The organism is Pseudomonas sp. fls2-241-R2A-110 (genome assembly GCF_030209165.1).
In the GTDB taxonomy this organism is placed as follows: domain Bacteria; phylum Pseudomonadota; class Gammaproteobacteria; order Pseudomonadales; family Pseudomonadaceae; genus Aquipseudomonas.
In genome coordinates, this window is record NZ_JARVSN010000002.1 from 81389 (window position 1) to 101989 (window position 20601).

The following is a 20601-nucleotide window of genomic DNA, read 5'->3' on the forward strand; positions in this document are numbered from 1 at the left end:
GCATTTAGAACGGTGTATCAGGCGCGGGCGGGTACTGCTTTGTCTATTCGCCCGGCCTTTAAAGCGGGTCGATACAGGATGTAGTAATACGACCCCAGACAGATCAGCCAGCAGAAAATCGCAGTCCACACGTTGTGGGAGAAGAAGTGCGCGCCCTGCATCATCCGACTGATGGAAAACACCGAGCCCAAGGCGAAAGCGAACACAAACGCCTGGCGGGCCAGACGCGGACGACGATCACGCAGGACAAAGAACAGCGCGAACAGTGTGAAGCCGGTAGCGGCATGACCACCCGGCCAGCAACGGCCCGGTTTTTCAGTGTGCGGGCGAGGGCTGAGCAGTTCGCTGTAGGTCTCATGCCCGCCGAATTGCTCCAGGCTCCAGGGACATTGCACCGCTGTCACCGCTTTCATCGGCGTCACGAATGAAGTCGCCAACGCCAGCGAGAGCACCAGACAACCCAGTTCACGCTTGAGTGGCTTGAGCCTGTCCATGAAAAAGGAGCCGATGAAGGCGAGGATAGCAAACACCGAAAACGCGATGACCACTTGCTTGGCGCGGGTGTGGACAATGGTTTCCAGGAAGTAACTGTGGCGCCCGATGAAATTCCCGGCGACCGGGTCGTAGAACAGTTTGGCCAGGTCCATGTCCAGCGATGTCAGCTCGAGCAACATCAAAATGATGGCCGCAACGGCGGGGACACCCAGGCATACCCAGAAATTGAGCGGGCGTGGGGTGGGACGGACAGCGGATGATGACATGAGAGATCCTGCGATTGAATAAACCCCGGGGCATCAGCCCGGGGCCATTCGATTAACGTTCGCTGACTTGGCCGGCACCCTCCATGGGCGCTCTCCAGCCAAGCAGCTGTTGCTTGAAGCCATAACTGGCGGTTTGGTAATACGTGATGGCGCGAGTGATCAACGGATCGCTGTTGGTGGCACGTGACTCGCGACTTTCGGTCAACGCATCATCGTGGCGGCGCAATCCTTGCCGGGGGCTCAGGATCGCCAGATTTTTGCCATCGAACAAGCCCAGATGCTGATAATTGCCAACCACCACGCGTGGCGGCAGCGGATTATCCTGCAACAGGTTACGGCCGAAGAACGTCGACTGATAATCCAGGTTCAGCAGGCCCAGCAAGGTCGGGGCGAGGTCGATCTGACTGGCCAGTTGCGCCGTTTCTCGAGCTTCAATCAATTTCGGCGCATAGACGAACAGTGGAATCTGATAGTTGCTGATCGGCAAGTCCTCTTTGCCCGCGCTGCCGGCCGTGTGGTCGGCGACAAAGACAAAGATGGTGTTATCAAACCACGGCTTCTTGCGTGCCTGATCCAGGAACTGACCGATGGCATAGTCAGTGTATTTCACCGCACCGTCACGACCGTTGCCGGACTTGATGTCGATCCGGTTGTCGGGATAGGTATAAGGACGGTGATTGGAGGTGGTCATCAGTTGCAGCAAGAAAGGCTGTTGTTTGGCGTGGTCGGCATCGGCCAGCTTCAGCGTCTGGGCATACAGGTCTTCATCCGCCATGCCCCAGGCATTCTTGAAGTGAATCTCGGCTTCATCGACGCTGCTCTGGTCGACCACGCGGTAACCGTTACCGCTGAAGAATGCGTTCATGTTGTCGAAGTAACCACGACCGCCATAGACGAACACGCTGTCGTAGCCCACCGCGGAAAGTTGCTGCCCGAGGCTGGCGAAACCGCTTTCACGTCCCACACGCTTGACGATCGAGCGCCCCGGCGTTGGCGGGATCGCCAGCGTGATGGCTTCCAGACCACGATCGGTGCGGGTGCCAGTAGCGTAGAAATTGTTGAAATACAGGCTCTGCTTGCGCAAGACGTCGAGATTAGGGGTCAGGTTACGGCTGTCACCATTGCTGCCCATGTACTTGGCGCTGAAACTCTCGATGGTCACCAGTACGATATTGGGCTTTCGCAGCGTCCCCGGGTTGTCGATTATGCGGCGGATGTCCTGCGGGTCTTCGCCAACGAAACGAGCATTGGGTTCGCTCAGTTCGGTACGAATCTGCTGGGCAACGACGGCGGGCGGCAGGCTGCTGTAGAACTGCGGATAATCCAGTTCATTGTTACGGAAGGCGGCGAAGAACTGGTAGGGGCCATTGCTTGCCAATTCGTTCTGATAGGCGTTCCCGCCTTGAGCGCGCGGCGCGTCCTGGCTGAGTAACTGCAGGCTCAGGCCGGCAACGAGCAACAGAGCCACGGCATTCAACAACCGATTGCGCAGAGGCGGCAGCGGTGCATCCAGCGCGCTATTGAATGGTTTGCGCAAGGCAAAGCTCAAGGCTACCGCCAGTGCCGCGAGTATGCTCAGCAGTGTACCGATGGGATAGGATTCGAGCAGGTTGTTCAGCACTTCGTCGGAATACACTAGGTAATCGACGGCGATGAAATTGAAGCGCACACCGAACTCATCCCAGAACAACCATTCGGCTACCGAAACGAACAGCATGGCGAACAGGCTGACGGTCAATAGCCCCTGAAGGAACCAGCGATGACCACGGCGGCGCCACAAGGCGGGTGGACAGAGCAGCAAATAGAGCCCCATCGGCAGTGCCGCGTAGGCAATGAAGCCCAGGTCGTACAGCAAGCCAACGCCAAATACCGAGAGAAAGCCGCTGCCGGCCTCATCCAGGTGCGTAAGCAAGAGGACTGTTCGGGTCAGTGTGAAAATGGCCAGCCAGGCGCCTGTTACGAGCAGCAGAAAGCGTATTGGCGCAGTCTTGAAGAAGTCCATTATGCGAATATTCCTTAATTGCAATCGCGCGAGAGTCTCACTCAACCGCAGAGAGACGCTCTGTGAATCGATAGTGAAAAGCTTTTCAAGCCCTTCATTTGGTTGAGCGGATTGATTCTCGCACAGTTCCGCCCTAGCCCTGAATCACACTTGGCCTTAAGCTGCGCGGGCCATGACGGCCGTTACTGTGTGCGGAGGAGGTGCCCATGCGAATTCTATTGGTTGAAGACAACCGCGATATCCTGGCCAATCTGGCCGATTACCTGGGGCTCAAAGGCTACACCGTGGACTGTGCGCAGGACGGTTTGTCAGGCCTGCATCTGGCGGCTACCGAACATTACGATTTGATCGTACTCGATATCATGTTGCCCGGGATCGACGGCTACACCCTGTGCAAACGCCTGCGCGAAGACGCCCGCCGGGATACGCCGGTGATCATGCTCACTGCGCGTGACCAACTCGATGACCGGCTGCAAGGCTTCAAGTCCGGTGCCGACGACTACCTGATCAAACCGTTCGCCCTGTCCGAACTGGCGGCCCGCATCGAAGCCGTCATGCGTCGTACCCAGGGTGGCGGTCGCCGATCCTTGCAAGTGGGCGATTTGAGTTACGACCTCGACACGCTGGAAGTGACCCGTGAAGGCCGTCTGCTCAAACTTAACCCGGTCGGCCTCAAGCTGCTCGCCGTGCTGATGCAGAAAAGTCCCCATGTGCTGCGTCGCGAAATTCTCGAAGAGGCCCTGTGGGGCGATGACTGCCCGGACAGCGACAGCCTGCGCAGCCACGTGCATCAGCTGCGTCAGGTGATCGACAAGCCATTCGCCAAGCCATTGCTGCAAACCGTTCACGGTGTGGGTTATCGCTTGGCCGAGGGCCGTGATGGAGTTTAAGCAGAGCCTTGCTCAACGGATCATCATCGCCTTTGCGTTGATGAGCGCGCTGGTGGCGGGGGCCTTTGCCATGGGCATTGTGGCGACCGTGCACCTGGTGGAAGAAAAGCTGATTTCGGCCGGGCTGGGCGGCGATTTGCAGCGCCTGTTGCTGATGGACAGTGTCTCGGACTGGAGCCATCGCCCCGAGCCAGACCAATTGTTCTACTTCAGCGGCGGGCCGGGAGACTTTGCGCTACCCAAGGATTTGCGCAACCTTGATGCCGGTTTTCACGAGGTTTTTCGCGAGAATCTTTCATATCACGCGATAGTCGAAATCGTTGATGGCCGGCGGTACGTCCTGCTTCAAGACCAAAGCGATTTCGAAGAACGTGAGCGGGTGCTGTTTGCCGTGGTGCTGGTCGGCTTCGTGCTGAGCCTGGCGTTGGCGGTCTTTCTCGGCTGGATCCTGGCGCGCAAAGTGATGGCGCCGGTCGTACGACTCGCCCGCCAAGTGCGCCATCGCGATCAACTGCTGGGGCTGGCCCCGCCTCTGGCTCCAGACTATGCCGCTGACGAAGTGGGCGAACTGGCCGTTGCCTTCGACGCCACACTTGGGCGTTTGCGCCAGGCACTGACCCGTGAGCGATTGTTTACCAGTGACGTCAGCCACGAACTGCGCACACCGTTGATGGTACTGGCCAGTTCCTGTGAGTTACTGCTGGAAAATCCCCACCTTGACCCGCGCGGCCACGCCCAGGTCGAGCGCATTGCCCGCGCGTGCGAAGAGATGCGCGAGCTGGTGCAAACGTTCTTGATGTTGGCCCGGGCGCAACGAGAAGACGCCAGCATGTCGCCGCAGCAATCGGTCCGTCAGATAGCCGACGGGCTGCTCAATCTGTGGCGCGAACCGATCGAAGCCAAAGGGCTGAATCTGATCTTCGAACCGGGCGATCCGCAGGACACAGGCTACAACGCCACCCTCTTGCACGCGGTGATGGGTAATCTGCTGCGTAACGCACTGCATTACACAGAAGACGGTTTCATCCGCCTGACGCTGACCGCTACGGGGTTCATTGTCGAGGACAGTGGCGTGGGCATTCCGGAGGATAAGCGCGAAGCGATGTTTGAACCGTTCGTGCGTGGCAGCGAGAAACGCGGCGAGGGTCTGGGGCTTGGGCTGTCACTGGTACAGCGCATCTGCGAGAACCAGGGGTGGAGTGTCAGCCTGACCAACATGGAACCCAATGGCTGTCGTTTTGAGGTGGAATTGAGCCAGAAGTAGTCTGGGGCGGCACAACAAAATCGAGCTCCAAGCTCTCATCGTTCTCGTGAATGATCGTGAAATGATTGGCTGTCTACAGCACACTTTTTTCACAAAGGGATGACCTGAGACTCACACGAATCTACCTATGGTGGTGGTCATCTGAAGTTCAGGAGACCGCTATGATGGATGGACCGATCAAATTTTTCTCTGAGAAATACGACGATCAGCACGCTCAAAGGTACTTGCGCAAGCACCAGAACGGGCTGGGACGCCGACTGTCCCACTGGCGTGACGAGCAGTTGGTGCGTAAGGCGCTGGCACTGGCCGGCGAGCCTGGGCTGGTACTCGATCTGCCGTGCGGTGCGGGGCGTTTCTGGCCAGTGCTGGCAGAAAAAGCCAACCGCGCCATCATCGGGGCTGATAGTTCCGAATCGATGTTGAAGGTCGCCGCCAAGGCGCAACCGGCTGACGTGGTCAAACGGATAAAACGTTTGCAGACTTCAGCATTCGATATCGGCTTGCCCAATAATGCCGTCGACTGCATTTTCTGCATGCGTTTGCTCCATCACATTGGTGACGCTGAACACCGAATGACCATTCTGCGCGAATTCGAACGTGTCACACGCGACAGCGTCATTATCTCGTTGTGGGTCGACGGCAATTTCAAGTCCTGGAAACGCAAGCGTGCAGAAAAGCAGCGTGGGCAGGAAAATTACCAGAACCGGTTTGTATTAGCGGCGGCCACCGTGGAAAAGGAGTTTGAGCAGGCGGGTTTCCGCATTCAGGAACAATTGGACTTTTTACCGCTCTATGCCATGTCGCGGGTTTACGTATTACGCAAGAGGTAACAGATGGCAGTGCAATGTGCAGCAGAAACGGAAGTCGCTCCCCAGGACCGCTTCGACTATTTCTGGAATCAGCGCGGTGAATGGGTAGAAGAACCCAACGTCCGTCGCGGTGGAGAAAGTGGCGTACAGCGAGTCAATGGCAGCGACGGCCAGCTGCTCTACACCAAGCGCCAGACCGGACATATTCATCGCAGTTGGTTGCACCCCTTTGGCCGACCGACGGTGTTGCGCGAGCGTGATGCCCTGATTGGTTTGCGCGAGTTGGGCGTGCGCGTACCTGAAATGGTGTTCTGTGGCGCACAACGTGACCCTGCGCACAAATGGCGCGCCTTGCTGGTGACCAAGTCGCTGGACGGTTTCGAGGAAATCGAACATTGGTACGCGGGCGGTGGGCGTGAGCGTCATGGTGAAGCGGTCCATGAACGTGTGTTGAAGGATCTGGCCGAGAACCTTGCCCGTATGCACAAGGGCCGTTGGCAGCACAGCTGCATCTATATCAAGCACGTCTTCGTGCGTGTCACCGGCGAAGGTGATTCAGCCAAGGCTGAAATCGCGTTGATCGATCTGGAAAAATGCCGCCAGCGTCTGAACGCTCAGCAGGCGGCTGCCCATGACATGAAACAACTGCGTCGCCATTCGTCGTTCAGCGATACGGACTGGACAAATCTCGTCTATTTTTATGAGACGGCGTTCGGCAGCGCTATCAAAGGTTTATAGCGATGAAACTCGAAATTGCACGAGGTTTGTTTTTAGCAGGAGCCTTGGCAGTTGCTTCGTTGGCGGTGGCTGCCTGGGAGCAGCCCCGCACGCAGGTCATCAGTTCCGTGAGCGCTGATGCTCACTGTCCGTTGCCACGCGTTGCCAAGGCATCCGTGGCGACTCATCCCGATCATGATTTATTGCTGTTCATGTTCGGACTCTCTCAAGGAATGAGGCCACAAAGTTGAACAGACTCAAGCCAAAATAAAAGGCCTCGATAATTCGAGGCCTTTTTTTTGTGTCCTTTTTTTTAAAAGTCGCCAGTCGCTCCCAAAGGGCTCAGACGCTTTGTTTGACGTCGGGCTTGGCCAGCAGCGTGTAAATGCACGGCAGTACGAACAACGTGAACAACGTTCCGATCGACATGCCGGTGGCGATCACCGTGCCGATATCAAACCGGCTCACGGCGCCAGCCCCCGTGGCGATGATCAACGGCACCATGCCGAACACCATCGCCGCTGTGGTCATCAACACTGGGCGAAGCCGAATCGCCGCCGCTTGCTCGACCGCCTCGCGCGGCGTCAGCCCCTTGTCCTTGCGCAGCTGGTTGGCGAACTCGACGATCAGAATCCCGTGCTTGCTGATCAGCCCGATCAAGGTCACCAGCCCCACCTGGGTATAGATGTTCATGCTTGACCAACCCAGGAACAGCGGGATCAGTGCGCCACAGATCGACAGCGGCACGGTGACCAGAATCACCATCGGATCACGGAAGCTTTCGAACTGGGCCGCCAGCACCAGGAAAATAATCGCCAGTGCCAGGGCAAAAGTCACCCACAGTGCGCTGCCTTCCTGGACGTATTGGCGTGACGCACCGGCATAATCCATGGCATATCCGGCCGGCGCTTCTTCCCGTGTGATTTGACGCACGGTGTCGATGGCTTCACCCATGCTCACCAGCGGGACCCCGGACAGAATGGCCGAGTTGAGTTGCTGGAACTGGTTCAATTGCCGTGGACGCGCCCGGTCGCTCACCGTGATCAGGGTCGACAACGGCAGCAATTCACCTTTGGTGTTCCTGACGTAGTAGTTGTTCAGCCACTCGGGGTTATCCCGGAACGGTCGCTCGACCTGCGCAATGACTTTGTAACTGCGGCCCTCAATGGTGAAACGGTTGATCTCCGCTTCACCCAGCATCGTCGCCAGTGTTCCGCCCAGGTCCTGCATGGACACGCCCATCTGTGCCGCCTTCGCCCGATCGATGTCGACCACGACTTCAGGTTTGTCGAAGGCCAGGTCGACGTCGACGAACGCGAACTTGCCGGACTCCATCGCACGTTTTTTCACCCGGTCCATCACCTGCAGCAACGACTCGTAATCTTTGGCCGAGTTGATCACGAACTGAAACGGCAACCCTTCGCCAGTGCCGGGCAAGGAGGGCAGGTTGAAACCGAAGATCTGCAGTCCGGCGATGCTCTCCAGTTTGCGCTGGACCTCGGGCAGGATTTGCATCTGCGTGCGGTGGCGTTCGTTCCACGGCTTGAGCAGAAAGCCGCCAATCCCCGATTGCACGCCGTTGAAACCATTGATCTGGAACGAAGAGTAATACTCGGGAAATGCTTTGAAGATCGAGATGAATTCGTCGGTGTAGGCGCTCAGATAGTCAAGGTTGGCTGGTTGTGGGGCGTTGGATATCATGAAAATGACGCCTTGATCCTCGTTCGGCGCCAGTTCCGACTTAGTGAATTTGAGCAGCACTGGAATCAGGCACAGCACGATCAGCGCAAACACCAGCACCACCGGCCGGGTATTCAATGTTCCGTGCAGCAGGCTCTGGTAGCGGCGCTTGAGGCCTTCGAAAATCAGGTCCAGCCGGTGCGCCAGGCCGCTGGGGTTTTCATCGTGACGCAGCAAAAAGGCGCACATCATTGGCGACAGGGTCAGCGCCACCACGCCAGAAATCACCACGGCCCCGGCCAGCGTCAGGGCGAACTCCTTGAACAGCGCCCCCGTCAGCCCCGTCAGGAAACCGATTGGCGCATAAACCGCCGCCAGCGTAATGGTCATCGAAACCACCGGCATCGCGATTTCTCGTGCGCCTTCAATGGCCGCGTCGATAGGCGTTTTGCCCTCTTCGATGTGACGGTGAATGTTCTCGACCACCACGATGGCATCGTCCACCACCAACCCGATGGCCAGCACCATCGCCAGCAGGGTCAGCAGGTTGATCGAGTAACCCATCATCTGCATGAAGAACATCACGCCGATCATCGACAGTGGAATGGTCACCACCGGGATCACCACCGACCGCAGCGCACCCAGGAACAGGAACACCACCACGATCACGATCAACACCGCTTCGAACAGGGTTTTCACCACCTCGTCGATCGAAGCCTGAATGAACAACGTGGCGTCGTAGGCGATTTCACTCTTGAGGTTTGGCGGCAGCTGGGCTTCCAGCTCGGGCATGATCTTGCGCACTTCCTTGATCACGTCCAGCGGGTTGGCCCCCGGCGTGGCCTTGATGCCGATGTACACCGACGGCGTACCGCCGAAGGAACTGATGGAGTTGTAGTTCTCCGCGCCCATTTCAACCCGCGCGACATCGCTCAGCAGGACCCGGCTGTCGCCGACGACTTTCAGTGGAATCGCGGCAAAGGCTTCGGCGGACTTGAGCTCGGTGTTGGCGTTGATGCTGGTGACCACGTACTCGCCTTTCACTTCACCGGCGGCGGAGAGAAAGTTGTACTGGCGCACCGCGTTGGTCACGTCGCTGGCGCTCAGGCCGAAACCGGCCAACTTCACCGGGTCCAGCCACAGGCGCATGGCAAACACCTGGTTGCCGAGAATTTCCGCCTCGGCCATGCCCGGCAGGGTGGCGAGTTTGGGTTGAATGACTCGCGACAAGTAGTCGGTGATCTGCGGGTTGCTCAGCTCCTTGCTGAAGAAACTGATGTACATGAGCGCCGAGGCGTCGGCGGCTTCCTTGCTCAGCACCGGATCTTCAGCGTCCTGGGGCAGCTGATTCTTGACCTCGTTGGCCTTGGCCAACAGCTCGGTGAACAAGCGGTCGCTGTTGGAGCCGATGCGCGCATAGACCGAGATCACCGAGAAGTTCTGGCGACTGACCGAGGTCATGTAGTCGATGCCCTCGGCGCTCGCCAGGCTCTGTTGCATCGGTTGGGTGATGTAGCCCTGAATGGTCTCGGCGTTGGCCCCCGGATACGCGGTGGTCACCGTGATCAAGGCGTTTTCCATTTGCGGGTATTGGCGCAGCGGCAGCTTGCTCCAGGCCTGAAAGCCCAGCAGCACAATCAACAGGCTCACCACGGTGGCGAGCACCGGGCGGCGGATGAACGGGTCAGTAAAAGCCATGGGGATTCCTTGATCAGTCCGCGCGCGGCGGGCTGTTCTTCTCGGCTAGAGTCTTGTCGTCGCTGATGGCAATGTGGGCGCCGTTGTCCAGTTTGATCTGACCGGCCGTGACCACTTTTTCGCCGTTCTGCACGCCCTTGGTAATCATCACTCGCCCGTCGCGACGCTCGCCGGTTTCGATGAAACGCCGCTCCGCGATCAGGACGGGTTGCCCCTTGTCATCTTTTACGACGCTGCCGTCTTCGGCTTTTTTCTGCGCCACCACGTACAGCGAGTTGCCGTAGAGGGTGTAGGTAATCGCGCTTTCCGGTACGACGATGCGCGGCTGCGGGTCGGGCAACAACACCTGCAGGCTGGCGAACATGCCCGGCAGCAATTTGCCATCGGGGTTGGCCAGGGTCGCGCGGACCTGCACATTACGGGTGGTGTTTTCGACTTTCGGGTTGATCGCACTGATGGTGCCGGGGAAGGTTTCTTTCGGATACGCCGCGACGATGACCTGCACCGACTGGCCGATGCCGATCTTCGGTATTGACTGCTCGGGCACGAAGAAATCGACATAGAGGCTGCTGAGGTCCTGCAGCGTAGCGATCATCGTGCCGCTGGCGACATAGTCGCCGACATCGACCTGACGAATACCGATGGTGCCGCTGAACGGGGCGAGAATGCGCTTTTTCGCAAGCGAAGCCTTGAGCTGGTTGACCGTGGCCTGATCCTTTTTCATGATCGCCGAGAGTCGGTCGAACTCACCTTTGGAGATGGCCTGGCTACCCACCAGTTGGCTGCCGCGGTTGTAATTGACTGTCGACAACCCGAGGTCCGCCATTGCGGTTTCCAGCAACGCCTTTTCCACATCGCTGTCGAGCTGCACGATCGGTTGACCGGCCTTGACCCTCTGCCCTGACTGGAACTGCACATCCGTGACGGTGCCGGCAGTTTCAAGGCTGAGGTCGACCCCTTGCAGCGCCTTCAGCGTGCCAACCGTGGGCAGGCGCGCTTGCCACGGCTGCTCGGTCGCGGTGGCCACGGCGACGCTGATCGGCGGTCTCGGTGCGGAAAAGCCTTGAATCATCGTGTAGATGGAGAAAGCTTTGTAAGCGGCCAGGACCAGCACGATCAGCAGAACAACACCCAACATGATCAGCATGCGGCGACGCAGCATAGTTCCAGTTCCTTGGAGAAATCAGGTGAGACAGTTCGGCACATTACCCCGAGTCGGAGGGGGTTTCCAACTGGTAGAACTTACAGACAGACAGCGTCACGCCCTGTAGCCGCTGCCGAAGGCTGCGCCTGCGGCTACAGGAGATCGTGTTTAGATGAGGTGTAGGTGGTTGTCCCAAAGCCCGGCGGGAAGCTCCAGTGGTTTTGCAACCCAATCTGTCTGACGGCAATCGTAGAACCGGCAGCGGCCCTGACCTGAGGTCACGACAAATCCATCCGCCACGGCACCCACCCCGGCACAATCAGGAAGCGGCGCGTCCAGGCGCACTTCGCCGCTGTCCATGTCCCAGATAAAGAAGCGGTTACCACGCGGCGCGGTCAAGGCGACCAGCCGCAACTCACTGTGTACCGCGACGCTGGCGGTGTAATGCCCCATCGCCTGCAACTGATGCTCAGGCACCGGGAACGCCACGAAGGGTTGGCCGGGACGCTTGATCGCCAGCAATTCTGAAGACTCGTGGGACGGCCCCATGAATTGCTGACCGGCGACGATGGTGCCGTCGCTGGCGACCCCCAGATGACGCACGCTGTTCATTGGCTGGGCGAGGGTTTCCTTGCTCAACAGCGTACCGTCGCGTTGCATCAGCACCAGGCTCGGTTCCATGGCGTTGAGGTTCATCTCGACCCGGCTTTCAGCCTCGGTGCGAATGCCGCCGTTGGCCACCACCAGCGTCTCGCCATCGGGCATCCACGACACCTGATGCGGACCGATGCCATGGGTCGAAATCTCGCCACTGTGCACCAGTCGTTCGCCCTCGAACTTATACACACCCAGTAATCCGCGACCCGGATCGGAGGTGTCGTTTTCGGTGGCGTACAGCCAGTCACCGCTCTTGTGAATCACCGCATGACCATAGAAATGCCGGTTCGGCTGCGAGACCACGGTTTGCAGCAGCGTGCCGTCGCGCAGGTCGATCAGGTAACTCTCGGTGCCCGGACGCCGGGCGACGAACAGTGCGATCGGCAGCGTCGGGTGGTTAATGATGTCGTGGCAACGCTGGCCGACCCGGGTGGCGAACACCCGGGTGCCGTCCAGCCGATAACCGACGGCGTAGTGCTGGCCGTCGGTATCGTCCCGTGCCGAGAGCAGCAGCGGGCTTTTGTCCTTTTGCTTGAACAGCGTCCAGCCGCCCAGTGTCACTGCTCCCAGCAGCAAACTACCTAAAGTCAGAGCCTGACGTCGCAGCATGGCACTCGCCCTCATCAGTCACCGTCGTTGGCGTTGAAGCCCAGTTGAATGCCCAGCGCCTTGGCCAGTTCGCCTTCGTGCAAGCGATGGACGACGTTGAGGCTGTCGTAAAGGTCGTTGAGTTGCTGGCGCCCGGCGTCATCGTTGAGCATTTCGGTGAGCGAACGCTGGTTGCTGGCGAACAGTTTCAGGGAGGCTGCGTAAGCGGCATCGATCTTGTCGGCCAACGGCTTCTGCTCGCTCGGCAACAGACCGCGAAGGCCTTTGTTGTCGACGCCTTCCCACACCGTTCTGGCGGCGGCGAGGCTGGCTTCCATGCCCGTCAGGGATGACTGGCTGCGCCATGCATCGGCCTGGAACGGTTGTGGCACGCCCTTGGTCTGGCGGCCCATCGGCGTGCCGAGTTTTTTCTTCAGGGTGTCGAGGGCGGTGACCTGCACACGCAGCAGATCGGCGATGGCTTCGTGGGAATCGGCGTAGCGCTGGTTCGGGAATTTGCTCAATTGCGCGAGCATGCCGTCGGTGTTGTTCCAGGTTTTCAGGATCTCTTCGGCCAGCTGTTTCTGCCGCTCGCCAATTGCCTTCAACAGCGGGCAATACCTGGCTTTCTGCGCTTCATTGGCCACGTCCGGCTTGCTGTCGAACAGGATGTATTCGTAGGCGGAAAGGCCCTGCACCACGACGCTGGACTTGGCCAGCGCAGCGGCATCGATCTGCGGCTGCGCGGTGACCAGTTGTTCGACCTGACGGCCCACAAGGTTTTTCTTGTCCGGCCAGAACTGCACCTGCCAGGCGCGATTGCCCTCGGCCAGCGGCCCGATCAGCAGTGGTTGCAGTTCGGCCCAGGCTTTCTGCGCATGCAGGAAGTCGGCGCGGGCGGTGTCGAGGTTTTCCTTGCCTTCGCAGTAGGCGAGGGCGCTGACGGCCAATTGGCGGTCGGCTTCAACCCAGCGCGTGTAGGTCGGCAGGATCACTGACTTGGCAATCGCCGCGGAGGTGACAGCTTGTGGGTCCTGTGGCGAACAGGCGCCCAAGGCTAGCGCTGCAAGGCTGGTGAATAACAACTTGGGACGGAACATGTCGGGCTCCCGATTCTTGATCAGTGTTCAAAGAGAATTCAAAAACGCCAGCAACGCAGCGCGCTGCTCGGCATTGAAAGACAAAACCTGTTGCTGCGCCGCCTGGGCTTCGCCGCCATGCCAGAGCACGGCTTCGAGCAGGTTGCGGGCGCGGCCGTCATGCAGGAACTGGGTATGGCCACTGACCGCCTGCGTCAGGCCGATGCCCCACAACGGCGGGGTGCGCCAGTCACGGCCACTGGCCTGGAATTCGCTGCGGTTGTCCGCCAGACCGTCGCCCATGTCGTGCAGCAGCAGATCGCTGTATGGGCGAATCACTTGATTGGCCAGTTCAGGTTCGGCGGCGTTGGCGGCGGTGGTGTATTTGGGCGTGTGACAGGACTGGCATCCGGCCTGGAAAAACAGGTTCTTGCCGGCCAGCACTTCGGGCGCGTTGACATCGCGACGTGCCGGTACGGCAAGGTTGCGGCTGTAGAACAGCACCAGGCGCAGGATGTTATCGCTGACTTCCGGCTCACCGTCCGGGCCATTGCCGTTGGGGGCCTGCTTGCAGGCGGTTTGCGCATCGGTGCAGTCGTCGATGGGCCTCAGGCTTGTGGTCAGGCCCATGTCACCGGAAAACGCGTGGACGTTTTGTTGATTCAGGTTCGGTTGTCCGGCCTTCCAGCCAAATCGACCGAGGACGGTTTTTTGTTGCGCGTCATCCCAGACCCGGTTCGGGCGTCCGGCGATGCCGTTTTTGTCCTTGGCCTGGGCTTCGGCGTTGGCCAGGATCGCCTCGTCGGGAATGGCTTCGAGCAAGCCCAGGCCGATCATCGGTGGCGCGACCCTGGCCGAGAATCGGGTGTCGGGGTGCATCGGGCCATAGCCCAACTGGGAAATGTTCAGGCTCGGCTTGCGCAATTCGACTTCGGTGCCGTCCTTGAAACGCACCGGGACCGATGTGTAATCAACACGTACTTTGCCTTCCGGCGCCACGCCCGGCACGGCCATGTCCTGGAGCTGACCTCCGTAGACCGGCTCCGGAACCACACCCAATTGCTCGATGACCTTGGCGTAGGCCGGCGCGTCGGGGATCGACAAACGCACCAGCATCGACACCGCATTTGGCGCATCGGGTGTCGGCGGATGACCGCGGCCATCCTTGATATGGCAGTTCTGGCAGGCGTTGGTGTTGAACAACGGGCCGAGGCCGTCGCGGGCGGTCGTGGTCGACGGAGCGATCACCCAGGGGCTGCGGAAGAAACTGTTGCCGACACTGAAATCCACGCGCCGTGACGGCGGCAGGTTGGCAGAGGGCAGGGAAAAGGCGTTCTGATCGGTCTTGCGCACGGTCGCTGCGCCACCGGACCGGGATTCACCGGGTTCGGCCTTGGTAAAACGCGGGGCGTCATCGCAGGCACTCAGGCCCAGGGCCAGCAACAGTGCGGACAAGCGAAGAAGCAGCGAGGGCATCAGACATCCTGCAAGACGAGCAAAACAAGGGCGCAAAGTCTAACAGGGCACGGGAGTTTGAATAAGAGGAATTATCGTTTACTTGATGTGGGGCAAGAATTATTGGGCTAACACTCCCACAATGGATCGGTGGTTGGCAGGCATGAAAAAGGCGACCCGAAGGTCGCCTTTTTTGTTCAGCCAGCGTTGATCAGAACTCGTGATCAGCGTTGTCCGGGTTCAGGTCGCTGATGCCCAGCTTGCCGGCGGCGGCTTCGATCGAACCGGTCTGCTTGACCAGCGAAGCAATCGCGTCGCGCACGATCTGGTTACCGGCGGTGTTGCCGGCAGCGATCAGTTGGTCGTAGTGCTCACCCTTGTTGGCGTGATCGACCATGACCTGGATCTTGGCTTCGGTTGCGGCCAGGTCAGCTTTCAACGTGGCGTCGGCAGCCGGGTCGGCCTTGGCTACCAGGGACGACAGGCTAGCGCCGGTCATTTTAGTGCCGTCGACGCGGGTGTATTCGCCCAGGTACACATTACGAATGCCCTTGGCATCGTAGAAGTGCGAGTTGTGGGTGTTGTCGCTGAAGCAATCCTGTTCGTCTTCCGGGGAGTTGGCTTCCAGGGAAACCTTCATGCGTTCGCCGGCCAGTTCGCCCAGGGACAGGCTGCCCATGCCGAACAGCATTTTGCGCAGGCCTGTATCAACCGGTTCGGCTTCCAGGGTGGCGCGGTAGTTGTCGGCCACGTTCGGCTTCCAGTTGCCGACCATTTCTTCCAGGTCGCTGACCAGCAATTGGGTCACGGCCTTCAGGTAAGCGCGGCGACGATCGTTGTGGCCGCCGGTGGCACCATTGCCTTCCAGGTAGTCGGAGGCCGGGCGGTTGCCGGCGCCAGGTCCGGTGCCGTTCAGGTCCTGGCCCCACAGCAGGAATTCGATGGCGTGGTAGCCGGTGGCAACGTTGGCTTCCGAACCGCCCAGCTCGTTGAGGCTGGCGAGTTTTTCAGGGGTGATGTCTTTGACATCGACCTTGTCTTCGCCGACCTGAACTTCAGTGTTGGCGATAATGTTGGCCGTGGCGCCCGGGTTACCCAGTGCGTGTTCGTAGGACTTGTCGACATAGTCGATCAGGCCTTCGTCCAGTGGCCAGGAATTCACCTGACCTTCCCAGTCGTCGATGATGGTGTTGCCGAAGCGGAATACTTCGCTCTGCAGGTACGGAACGCGGGCAGCGACCCAGGCAGCCCTGGCGGCTTTGAGGGTGTCGGCGTTCGGCTTGGCGAGGAAGGCGTCTACGGCGGTTTGCAGGGTTTTCGCAGTGGATTCGGCATCGCTGTAAACGGCGAAGACCATGTCGGCGTAATGCGCGACAACGGCTTTGGCGGCGGCTTCGTCGACTTTACTGGCGGCTGCCGGGGCGGCAGCGGGTGCCGCAGTGCTGGCAGACGGCGTTGGCGCAGGCGCCGCGGCGGTCTTGTCTTTGCCTTCGCCACAACCGGCGAGGGAAATAGCGATGGCCAACAGACTGGCGGTAGCCAGAGGCATACGAATCATGGCGAACATCCTGCTTCGAGAGGGTGGAATGGCGCAGCAAGCGCGCAAAGCTGCGACATAATGCAAATCTTTCGCATTATGTGTAAAGGGTGCGGTTGGAAATATTTCTTATTCAGACAGGTGTTGTTCATGGATCAAAAGATCGCAGCCTCGTTTCAGTCCGTTGGCACTGTCGAGTGAAACGAGGCTGGGATCTTTTTACATAATGGCCGCATTGCTGCGTTGCGCCTGCCTGAGGTAAGCGCTCAATTCCCGTGCCGGCAGTGGCTTGCTGTAGTGGTAGCCCTGACCTTCATGGCAGCCTTCGGAAATGATGTAGGCCTCTTGCTCGGCGGTTTCCACGCCTTCGGCAATCACCTGCATGCCCAGACTCTTGCCCAGCTGGATGATCGCCCGAACGATGGTTGCATCATCGTCGTCATCGAGCAGGTCCTGGACGAAGCTCTTGTCGATCTTGATCTTGTCCAGCGGCAGGCTTTTGAGATAGCTCAGTGATGAATAACCGGTGCCGAAGTCGTCGATGGCGATCAGTGCGCCGGAGCGACGCAGGCTCAGCAAGTGTTGGGCGGCGGTGCTGATGTCTTCCATCAGGCCGGTTTCGGTCACTTCCAGTTCCAGGCTGCGCGGCGGCAGGCGGTACATTTGCAACAGATTGTTGACCACCCGCGGCAGCTCGGCGTGGTGCAACTGCACGGTGGACAGGTTCACCGCCATGCGCAAATCCGGGAAGCCCTGATCGTGCCAATCGCGCAGTTGTTTGCACGCTTGATCCAGCACCCATTCGCCAATGGCAATGATGGTGCCGTTCTGCTCGGCCAGCGGGATGAACAGGTCCGGCGGTACCAGGCCATGCTCGGGATGCTGCCAGCGTATCAGCGCTTCGACGCCCACCACCCGATGATCGCGGTAGCTGATCTGCGGTTGGTAGACGAGGTAGAACTGCTCGCGCGCGAGGGCGTCGCGCAGGTCTTTTTCCAGCTCGCGACGTCGGCGCATTTCGGTGTCGACGCTGGCGATGTAGAACTGATAGCGGTTGCGCGAGCGGGCTTTGGCCAGGGTCATGGTCTGCTCGGCTTTTTGCAGCAGCTTCTCGGTGCTGTCACCGTCCTCGGGGAACAGGGTGATGCCGATGGTGGCGCGCAGGCGGATTTCCTGATGATCAAGGGCGAAGGCCGCTTCCAGGTCATCGAGAATGCTTTGCGCCAGTTCGGCGGCTTCGTAAGGTTGTTCGATATCGGCCTGGACCAGGGCGAACTGGTCGCCACCCAGGCGGGCGAGGGCGCCAAGACGACCGCTGTGAGCCCGCAGACGATCAGCCAGGGCCAGCAACAATTGGTCGCCGGTCTGATAACTGAACTGTTCGTTGATGCCTTTGAAATCGTCCAGGCCTACCACCAGCACCGCAACCCGACGTTGCAATTTGCCGGCGTCGACCAGGATCTTGTCCAGTTGCTGCTGCAATTGCTGGCGGTTCGGCAAACCGGTGAGGAAGTCGTACTGGGCCATGCGCAACAGGCTGTTTTCCGCCTCGTGACGCAGGTGGGTGTTGCGTTCGATGGATTCGAGCAACTGGTTGGCGGTGTTGATCCAGATCCCCAGTTCGTTCTTTTCGTGCCCTTTGAGCTGCGGAATCTTGTGTTCGCTGGGGCGGTCCGGGTTGATTTCGGTCAGGTGCTCGATGATCCGTGACAGCGGTTTGGTCAGCAGCCAGTGGTAGACCAGGTACAGCACCAGGCCCATGGCCAGGGCGCGCAGTACGCCGGAAATGAAGATGATCACCGAGCTGACGATAAACCCCTGGCCGTAGGTGGCGGTGTCGAGGGTGATGCTCAGGTCGCCGTAATATTCGCTATAGGGGCCGCGGCCGACGAGTTGGGTGGTGAAGGTGCGTTCGTTGCCGAGGATCAGGTCGGTCAGCCAGCGACTGTGCGAATGCTGCAGTTCGCGGGATTTTTGCGCGAGCATGGCTTCGTTGGGATGGCCGATGGAGGCTTGGCGCACGGCGTCGTCCTGGAACAGGCCTTCGATGACCTGCATGCCCATTTCCCGGTCCAGGCTGTAGACGGCCTGGGTGGAAGGGTCGCGGAACATGTCGAGGATGCGTTGGGCATCGTTGGCCACGGCCTGGCGTGTTTTATAGGCATCGAACACGATTTGGGCGCAGCTCAAGATTACGCCGACGATCAATGCCGACATGAGTACGACCCGGAGCAACTTCACCGACAAGCTGTTCTTGAGTTCCAGCTTCAAAGGGTTATTCCTTGTTCCGTGCGGGTAGCATCAAGTTGCCATGAGTATTGGCAATCCTGTGACGGCAGTCAAAGGGACATTCAATCACAAGGGAGTTGTCTGTGGGCTTGGACGATTTGCTGTTGTTTTGAGTCTTTGCCCTATTTGTACTGTGTCGGTTGTTGGGGCCTTCAACTTGAGCGGGATTGAGGTCTTTTTTCTTCTTGGTTGATGGTAGACGGGTATGGCGTTGGGGCAAGGGGCCGACCATGTTTTGGGTTGACTGGGTACATATCCGTTGCTGCGGTAATGGCGGCTGGCGGTTTCGCCCTTACGGCGAGGCACTTTTTTCAAACGCCAAAAAAGTACCCAAAAAGGCTTGCCCCGGCGTTCGGCCCCTCGCTTAGGCTCGGTGTTCCTTCGTTCCGGCATTCATCTGGGGGCATCGCCTACGGTCTGCTTCGCGACGACCTCCTCTCGATGTGTGCGGCTTCGCCGCACGGCGCTACGCGCCTGCCCCCCCAGATAAACGCCTCCACTCAGCCTGCCGAAGGGGCGGGTGGATCAAGATCAAAAGCAGGCGAGCTACCGCTCGGCCTATTGAGTGGTGAAGAGCGGACGGTAGACACCGGTCTATTGTGGGAGCTGGCCTGCCAGCCGACCAATCTCTTGCAGGTGTACCCGGTCCACTGTGGGAGCTGGCCTGCCAGCGATGGCGGCCTGACAGCCAACCAGTCTCTTGCAGGCGCACATCGAACCCTGTGGGAGCGAGCTTGCTCGCGATGGCGGCCTGTCAACCGACCAATCTCTTGCAGATGTACACCGAGCCCTGTGGGAGCTGGCCTGCCAGCGATGGCGCCCTGCCAACCGACCATTCTCTTCCTGTTGCCCATTGATCGTTCCCTACGCTCCGCGTGGGAATGCAGCCAGGGACGCTCCGCGTTCCATTTTTGTGTTGAGCGATGTGTAAGAAACACAGCACTTTCCCACGCATTTTTCAGGTTGCCGGGTAGGAAGCCGTGTCTCTAACCTCTGGCTGTCGCTGAAACCTCAGCGACCGGGTGTGAGAACCTGGAACGGATATGTCTGAATCTAGCGCCAGCATCACCATAATTACCGCGAGCTATTCGCTGCCTGCAATGCTCTATGGCGGCTGTGTGCGGGCGGACTTCGGTCCGGCCGGTTCTCTGTTCCCGGTTTTCTCACCCTGCACATAGCTGCCACCACTTTGGAGTTGGCGGTGCACCGGGCGTTGGATAATGTCGATTCGCAAGCGGCCTGACTTTTTCCAGGCCATAAAAAACCCGGCATAAAGCCGGGTTTTTTTGACTGGCGTCGATCTTAAGCGGTGAAGGTTTTGCCTTCGAACTGCTCAGCCACGAATTTCCAGTTGACCAGGTTCCAGAACGCTTCGACGTATTTCGGACGAAGGTTGCGGTAGTCGATGTAGTAAGCGTGTTCCCAGACGTCGCAGGTCAGCAGCGGGGTGTCGCCGTTGGTCAGCGGGTTGCCGGCGCCGATGGTGCTGGCCAGGGCCAGGGAACCGTCAGCCTTTTTCACCAGCCAGCCCCAGCCGGAACCGAAGGTGCCGATCGAGGTTTTGCTGAATTCTTCTTTGAACTTGTCGAACGAACCGAAGGCTGCGTTGATCGCTTCAGCCAGTGCGCCGGTTGGTTGACCGCCGGCGTTTGGCGCCAGGCAGTTCCAGTAGAACGTGTGGTTCCAGACCTGAGCGGCGTTGTTGAAGATGCCGCCCGAGGAAGTCTTGACGATTTGTTCCAGGGTCTTGCCTTCGAACTCGGTGCCTGGCACCAGGTTGTTCAGGTTCACGACGTAGGTGTTGTGGTGCTTGTCGTGGTGGTATTCCAGAGTTTCCTTGGAAATGTGCGGCTGCAGGGCATCGTGTGCGTAAGGCAGCGGCGGCAATTCGAAAGCCATGATGATTCTCCTAATCAGGTCAGTTGCGGTGAGCGCAAGGCCGATCACGGGCGGCCAGACAAGCGCCGGGGAGTTTGTACTCTTTGCGGCGCATCGGATCGGATCATAGCACCGGGGGTTCGGCATAACCAC

General features: G+C 59.2%; 15 protein-coding genes. 5 read left to right on the forward strand and 10 right to left on the reverse strand.

Translation table 11 applies throughout. The annotated features are described in order from the left end of the window. Nucleotides 1-17 precede the first annotated feature (17 nt). Together QRN31_RS00780 and QRN31_RS00785 are read right to left on the reverse strand one after the other, a co-directional pair. Entirely contained in the window at nucleotides 18-761 is a 744-nt protein-coding gene (locus QRN31_RS00780) for a phosphatase PAP2 family protein (protein ID WP_285429526.1), read from the reverse strand. Between the two features lie 52 nt (nucleotides 762-813). After that, a complete protein-coding gene (locus tag QRN31_RS00785; RefSeq protein ID WP_285429528.1) occupies nucleotides 814-2763 on the reverse strand; it encodes an LTA synthase family protein in 1950 nt (649 codons plus the stop codon). Between the two features lie 206 nt (nucleotides 2764-2969). Here QRN31_RS00785 and colR point away from each other — a divergent pair, with 206 nt between their 5' ends. From colR to QRN31_RS00810, 5 genes are all read left to right on the forward strand, one after another. Continuing rightward, the gene (gene colR, locus QRN31_RS00790; protein ID WP_090180812.1) at nucleotides 2970-3653 is read left to right on the forward strand and encodes a two-component system response regulator ColR; all 684 of its coding nucleotides are present in this window, start codon (nucleotides 2970-2972) and stop codon (nucleotides 3651-3653) included. Further along, the gene (locus QRN31_RS00795; protein ID WP_285429530.1) at nucleotides 3643-4917 is read left to right on the forward strand and encodes a sensor histidine kinase; all 1275 of its coding nucleotides are present in this window, start codon (nucleotides 3643-3645) and stop codon (nucleotides 4915-4917) included. The genes colR and QRN31_RS00795 overlap by 11 nt, the downstream gene beginning before the upstream one ends. Before the next feature lie 164 nt (nucleotides 4918-5081). Beyond that, nucleotides 5082-5747: a class I SAM-dependent methyltransferase gene (locus QRN31_RS00800; RefSeq protein ID WP_285429656.1), complete on the forward strand. Its 666-nt coding sequence runs from the start codon at nucleotides 5082-5084 to the stop codon at nucleotides 5745-5747. Between the two features lie 3 nt (nucleotides 5748-5750). Then, nucleotides 5751-6464, forward strand: coding sequence for a lipopolysaccharide kinase InaA family protein (locus QRN31_RS00805; RefSeq protein ID WP_285429532.1), 714 nt, complete (start codon nucleotides 5751-5753; stop codon nucleotides 6462-6464). 2 nt (nucleotides 6465-6466) lie between these two features. Beyond that, nucleotides 6467-6694, forward strand: a complete 228-nt coding sequence (locus tag QRN31_RS00810; protein WP_090180820.1) for a hypothetical protein — start codon at nucleotides 6467-6469, stop codon at nucleotides 6692-6694. Between the two features lie 91 nt (nucleotides 6695-6785). On the opposite strand, the gene QRN31_RS00815 is transcribed toward QRN31_RS00810, so the two are convergent. The 8 genes from QRN31_RS00815 to QRN31_RS00850 all read right to left on the reverse strand — a co-directional run bounded on the left by QRN31_RS00815 (nucleotide 6786) and on the right by QRN31_RS00850 (nucleotide 20469). Next, nucleotides 6786-9821, reverse strand: a complete 3036-nt coding sequence (locus tag QRN31_RS00815; RefSeq protein WP_285429535.1) for a multidrug efflux RND transporter permease subunit — start codon at nucleotides 9819-9821, stop codon at nucleotides 6786-6788. 13 nt (nucleotides 9822-9834) lie between these two features. Further along, nucleotides 9835-10983 (reverse strand): efflux RND transporter periplasmic adaptor subunit, encoded by a 1149-nt coding sequence (locus QRN31_RS00820; protein WP_285429537.1) that lies wholly within the window; start codon nucleotides 10981-10983, stop codon nucleotides 9835-9837. A 150-nt stretch (nucleotides 10984-11133) separates the two neighbouring features. Continuing rightward, nucleotides 11134-12231, reverse strand: coding sequence for a DUF1513 domain-containing protein (locus tag QRN31_RS00825; RefSeq protein WP_285429539.1), 1098 nt, complete (start codon nucleotides 12229-12231; stop codon nucleotides 11134-11136). Between the two features lie 14 nt (nucleotides 12232-12245). Next, nucleotides 12246-13310 carry an imelysin family protein gene (locus tag QRN31_RS00830; RefSeq protein WP_285429541.1) on the reverse strand — a complete coding sequence of 355 codons (1065 nt, stop codon included), beginning with the start codon at nucleotides 13308-13310 and terminating at the stop codon, nucleotides 12246-12248. Between the two features lie 27 nt (nucleotides 13311-13337). Continuing rightward, complete coding sequence (locus QRN31_RS00835; protein ID WP_285429543.1) at nucleotides 13338-14765, reverse strand: di-heme oxidoreductase family protein; 1428 nt, start codon at nucleotides 14763-14765, stop codon at nucleotides 13338-13340. 190 nt (nucleotides 14766-14955) lie between these two features. Continuing rightward, nucleotides 14956-16302: an imelysin family protein gene (locus QRN31_RS00840; RefSeq protein ID WP_285429544.1), complete on the reverse strand. Its 1347-nt coding sequence runs from the start codon at nucleotides 16300-16302 to the stop codon at nucleotides 14956-14958. Between the two features lie 198 nt (nucleotides 16303-16500). Next, on the reverse strand, nucleotides 16501-18498 hold the full coding sequence (locus QRN31_RS00845; protein WP_502942434.1) for a putative bifunctional diguanylate cyclase/phosphodiesterase: 1998 nt from the start codon (nucleotides 18496-18498) through the stop codon (nucleotides 16501-16503). Nucleotides 18499-19872: 1374 nt separating this feature from the next. Then, nucleotides 19873-20469: a superoxide dismutase gene (locus tag QRN31_RS00850; protein ID WP_157713500.1), complete on the reverse strand. Its 597-nt coding sequence runs from the start codon at nucleotides 20467-20469 to the stop codon at nucleotides 19873-19875. Nucleotides 20470-20601: the final 132 nt, after the last annotated feature.

Excerpts from the sequence above, each read along its gene's own strand:
- colR (WP_090180812.1), top strand. The coding sequence starts at position 2,970 with ATGCGAATTCTATTGGTTGAAGACAACCGCGATATCCTGGCCAATCTG.
- QRN31_RS00805 (WP_285429532.1), top strand. The coding sequence starts at position 5,751 with ATGGCAGTGCAATGTGCAGCAGAAACGGAAGTCGCTCCCCAGGACCGC.
- QRN31_RS00835 (WP_285429543.1), bottom strand. The coding sequence starts at position 14,765 with ATGCCCTCGCTGCTTCTTCGCTTGTCCGCACTGTTGCTGGCCCTGGGC.
- QRN31_RS00795 (WP_285429530.1), top strand. The coding sequence starts at position 3,643 with ATGGAGTTTAAGCAGAGCCTTGCTCAACGGATCATCATCGCCTTTGCG.
- QRN31_RS00820 (WP_285429537.1), bottom strand. The coding sequence starts at position 10,983 with ATGCTGCGTCGCCGCATGCTGATCATGTTGGGTGTTGTTCTGCTGATC.
- QRN31_RS00840 (WP_285429544.1), bottom strand. The coding sequence starts at position 16,302 with ATGATTCGTATGCCTCTGGCTACCGCCAGTCTGTTGGCCATCGCTATT.
- QRN31_RS00815 (WP_285429535.1), bottom strand. The coding sequence starts at position 9,821 with ATGGCTTTTACTGACCCGTTCATCCGCCGCCCGGTGCTCGCCACCGTG.
- QRN31_RS00780 (WP_285429526.1), bottom strand. The coding sequence starts at position 761 with ATGTCATCATCCGCTGTCCGTCCCACCCCACGCCCGCTCAATTTCTGG.
- QRN31_RS00800 (WP_285429656.1), top strand. The coding sequence starts at position 5,082 with ATGGATGGACCGATCAAATTTTTCTCTGAGAAATACGACGATCAGCAC.
- QRN31_RS00810 (WP_090180820.1), top strand. The coding sequence starts at position 6,467 with ATGAAACTCGAAATTGCACGAGGTTTGTTTTTAGCAGGAGCCTTGGCA.
- QRN31_RS00785 (WP_285429528.1), bottom strand. The coding sequence starts at position 2,763 with ATGGACTTCTTCAAGACTGCGCCAATACGCTTTCTGCTGCTCGTAACA.
- QRN31_RS00830 (WP_285429541.1), bottom strand. The coding sequence starts at position 13,310 with ATGTTCCGTCCCAAGTTGTTATTCACCAGCCTTGCAGCGCTAGCCTTG.
- QRN31_RS00850 (WP_157713500.1), bottom strand. The coding sequence starts at position 20,469 with ATGGCTTTCGAATTGCCGCCGCTGCCTTACGCACACGATGCCCTGCAG.
- QRN31_RS00845 (WP_502942434.1), bottom strand. The coding sequence starts at position 18,498 with ATGTCGGCATTGATCGTCGGCGTAATCTTGAGCTGCGCCCAAATCGTG.
- QRN31_RS00825 (WP_285429539.1), bottom strand. The coding sequence starts at position 12,231 with ATGCTGCGACGTCAGGCTCTGACTTTAGGTAGTTTGCTGCTGGGAGCA.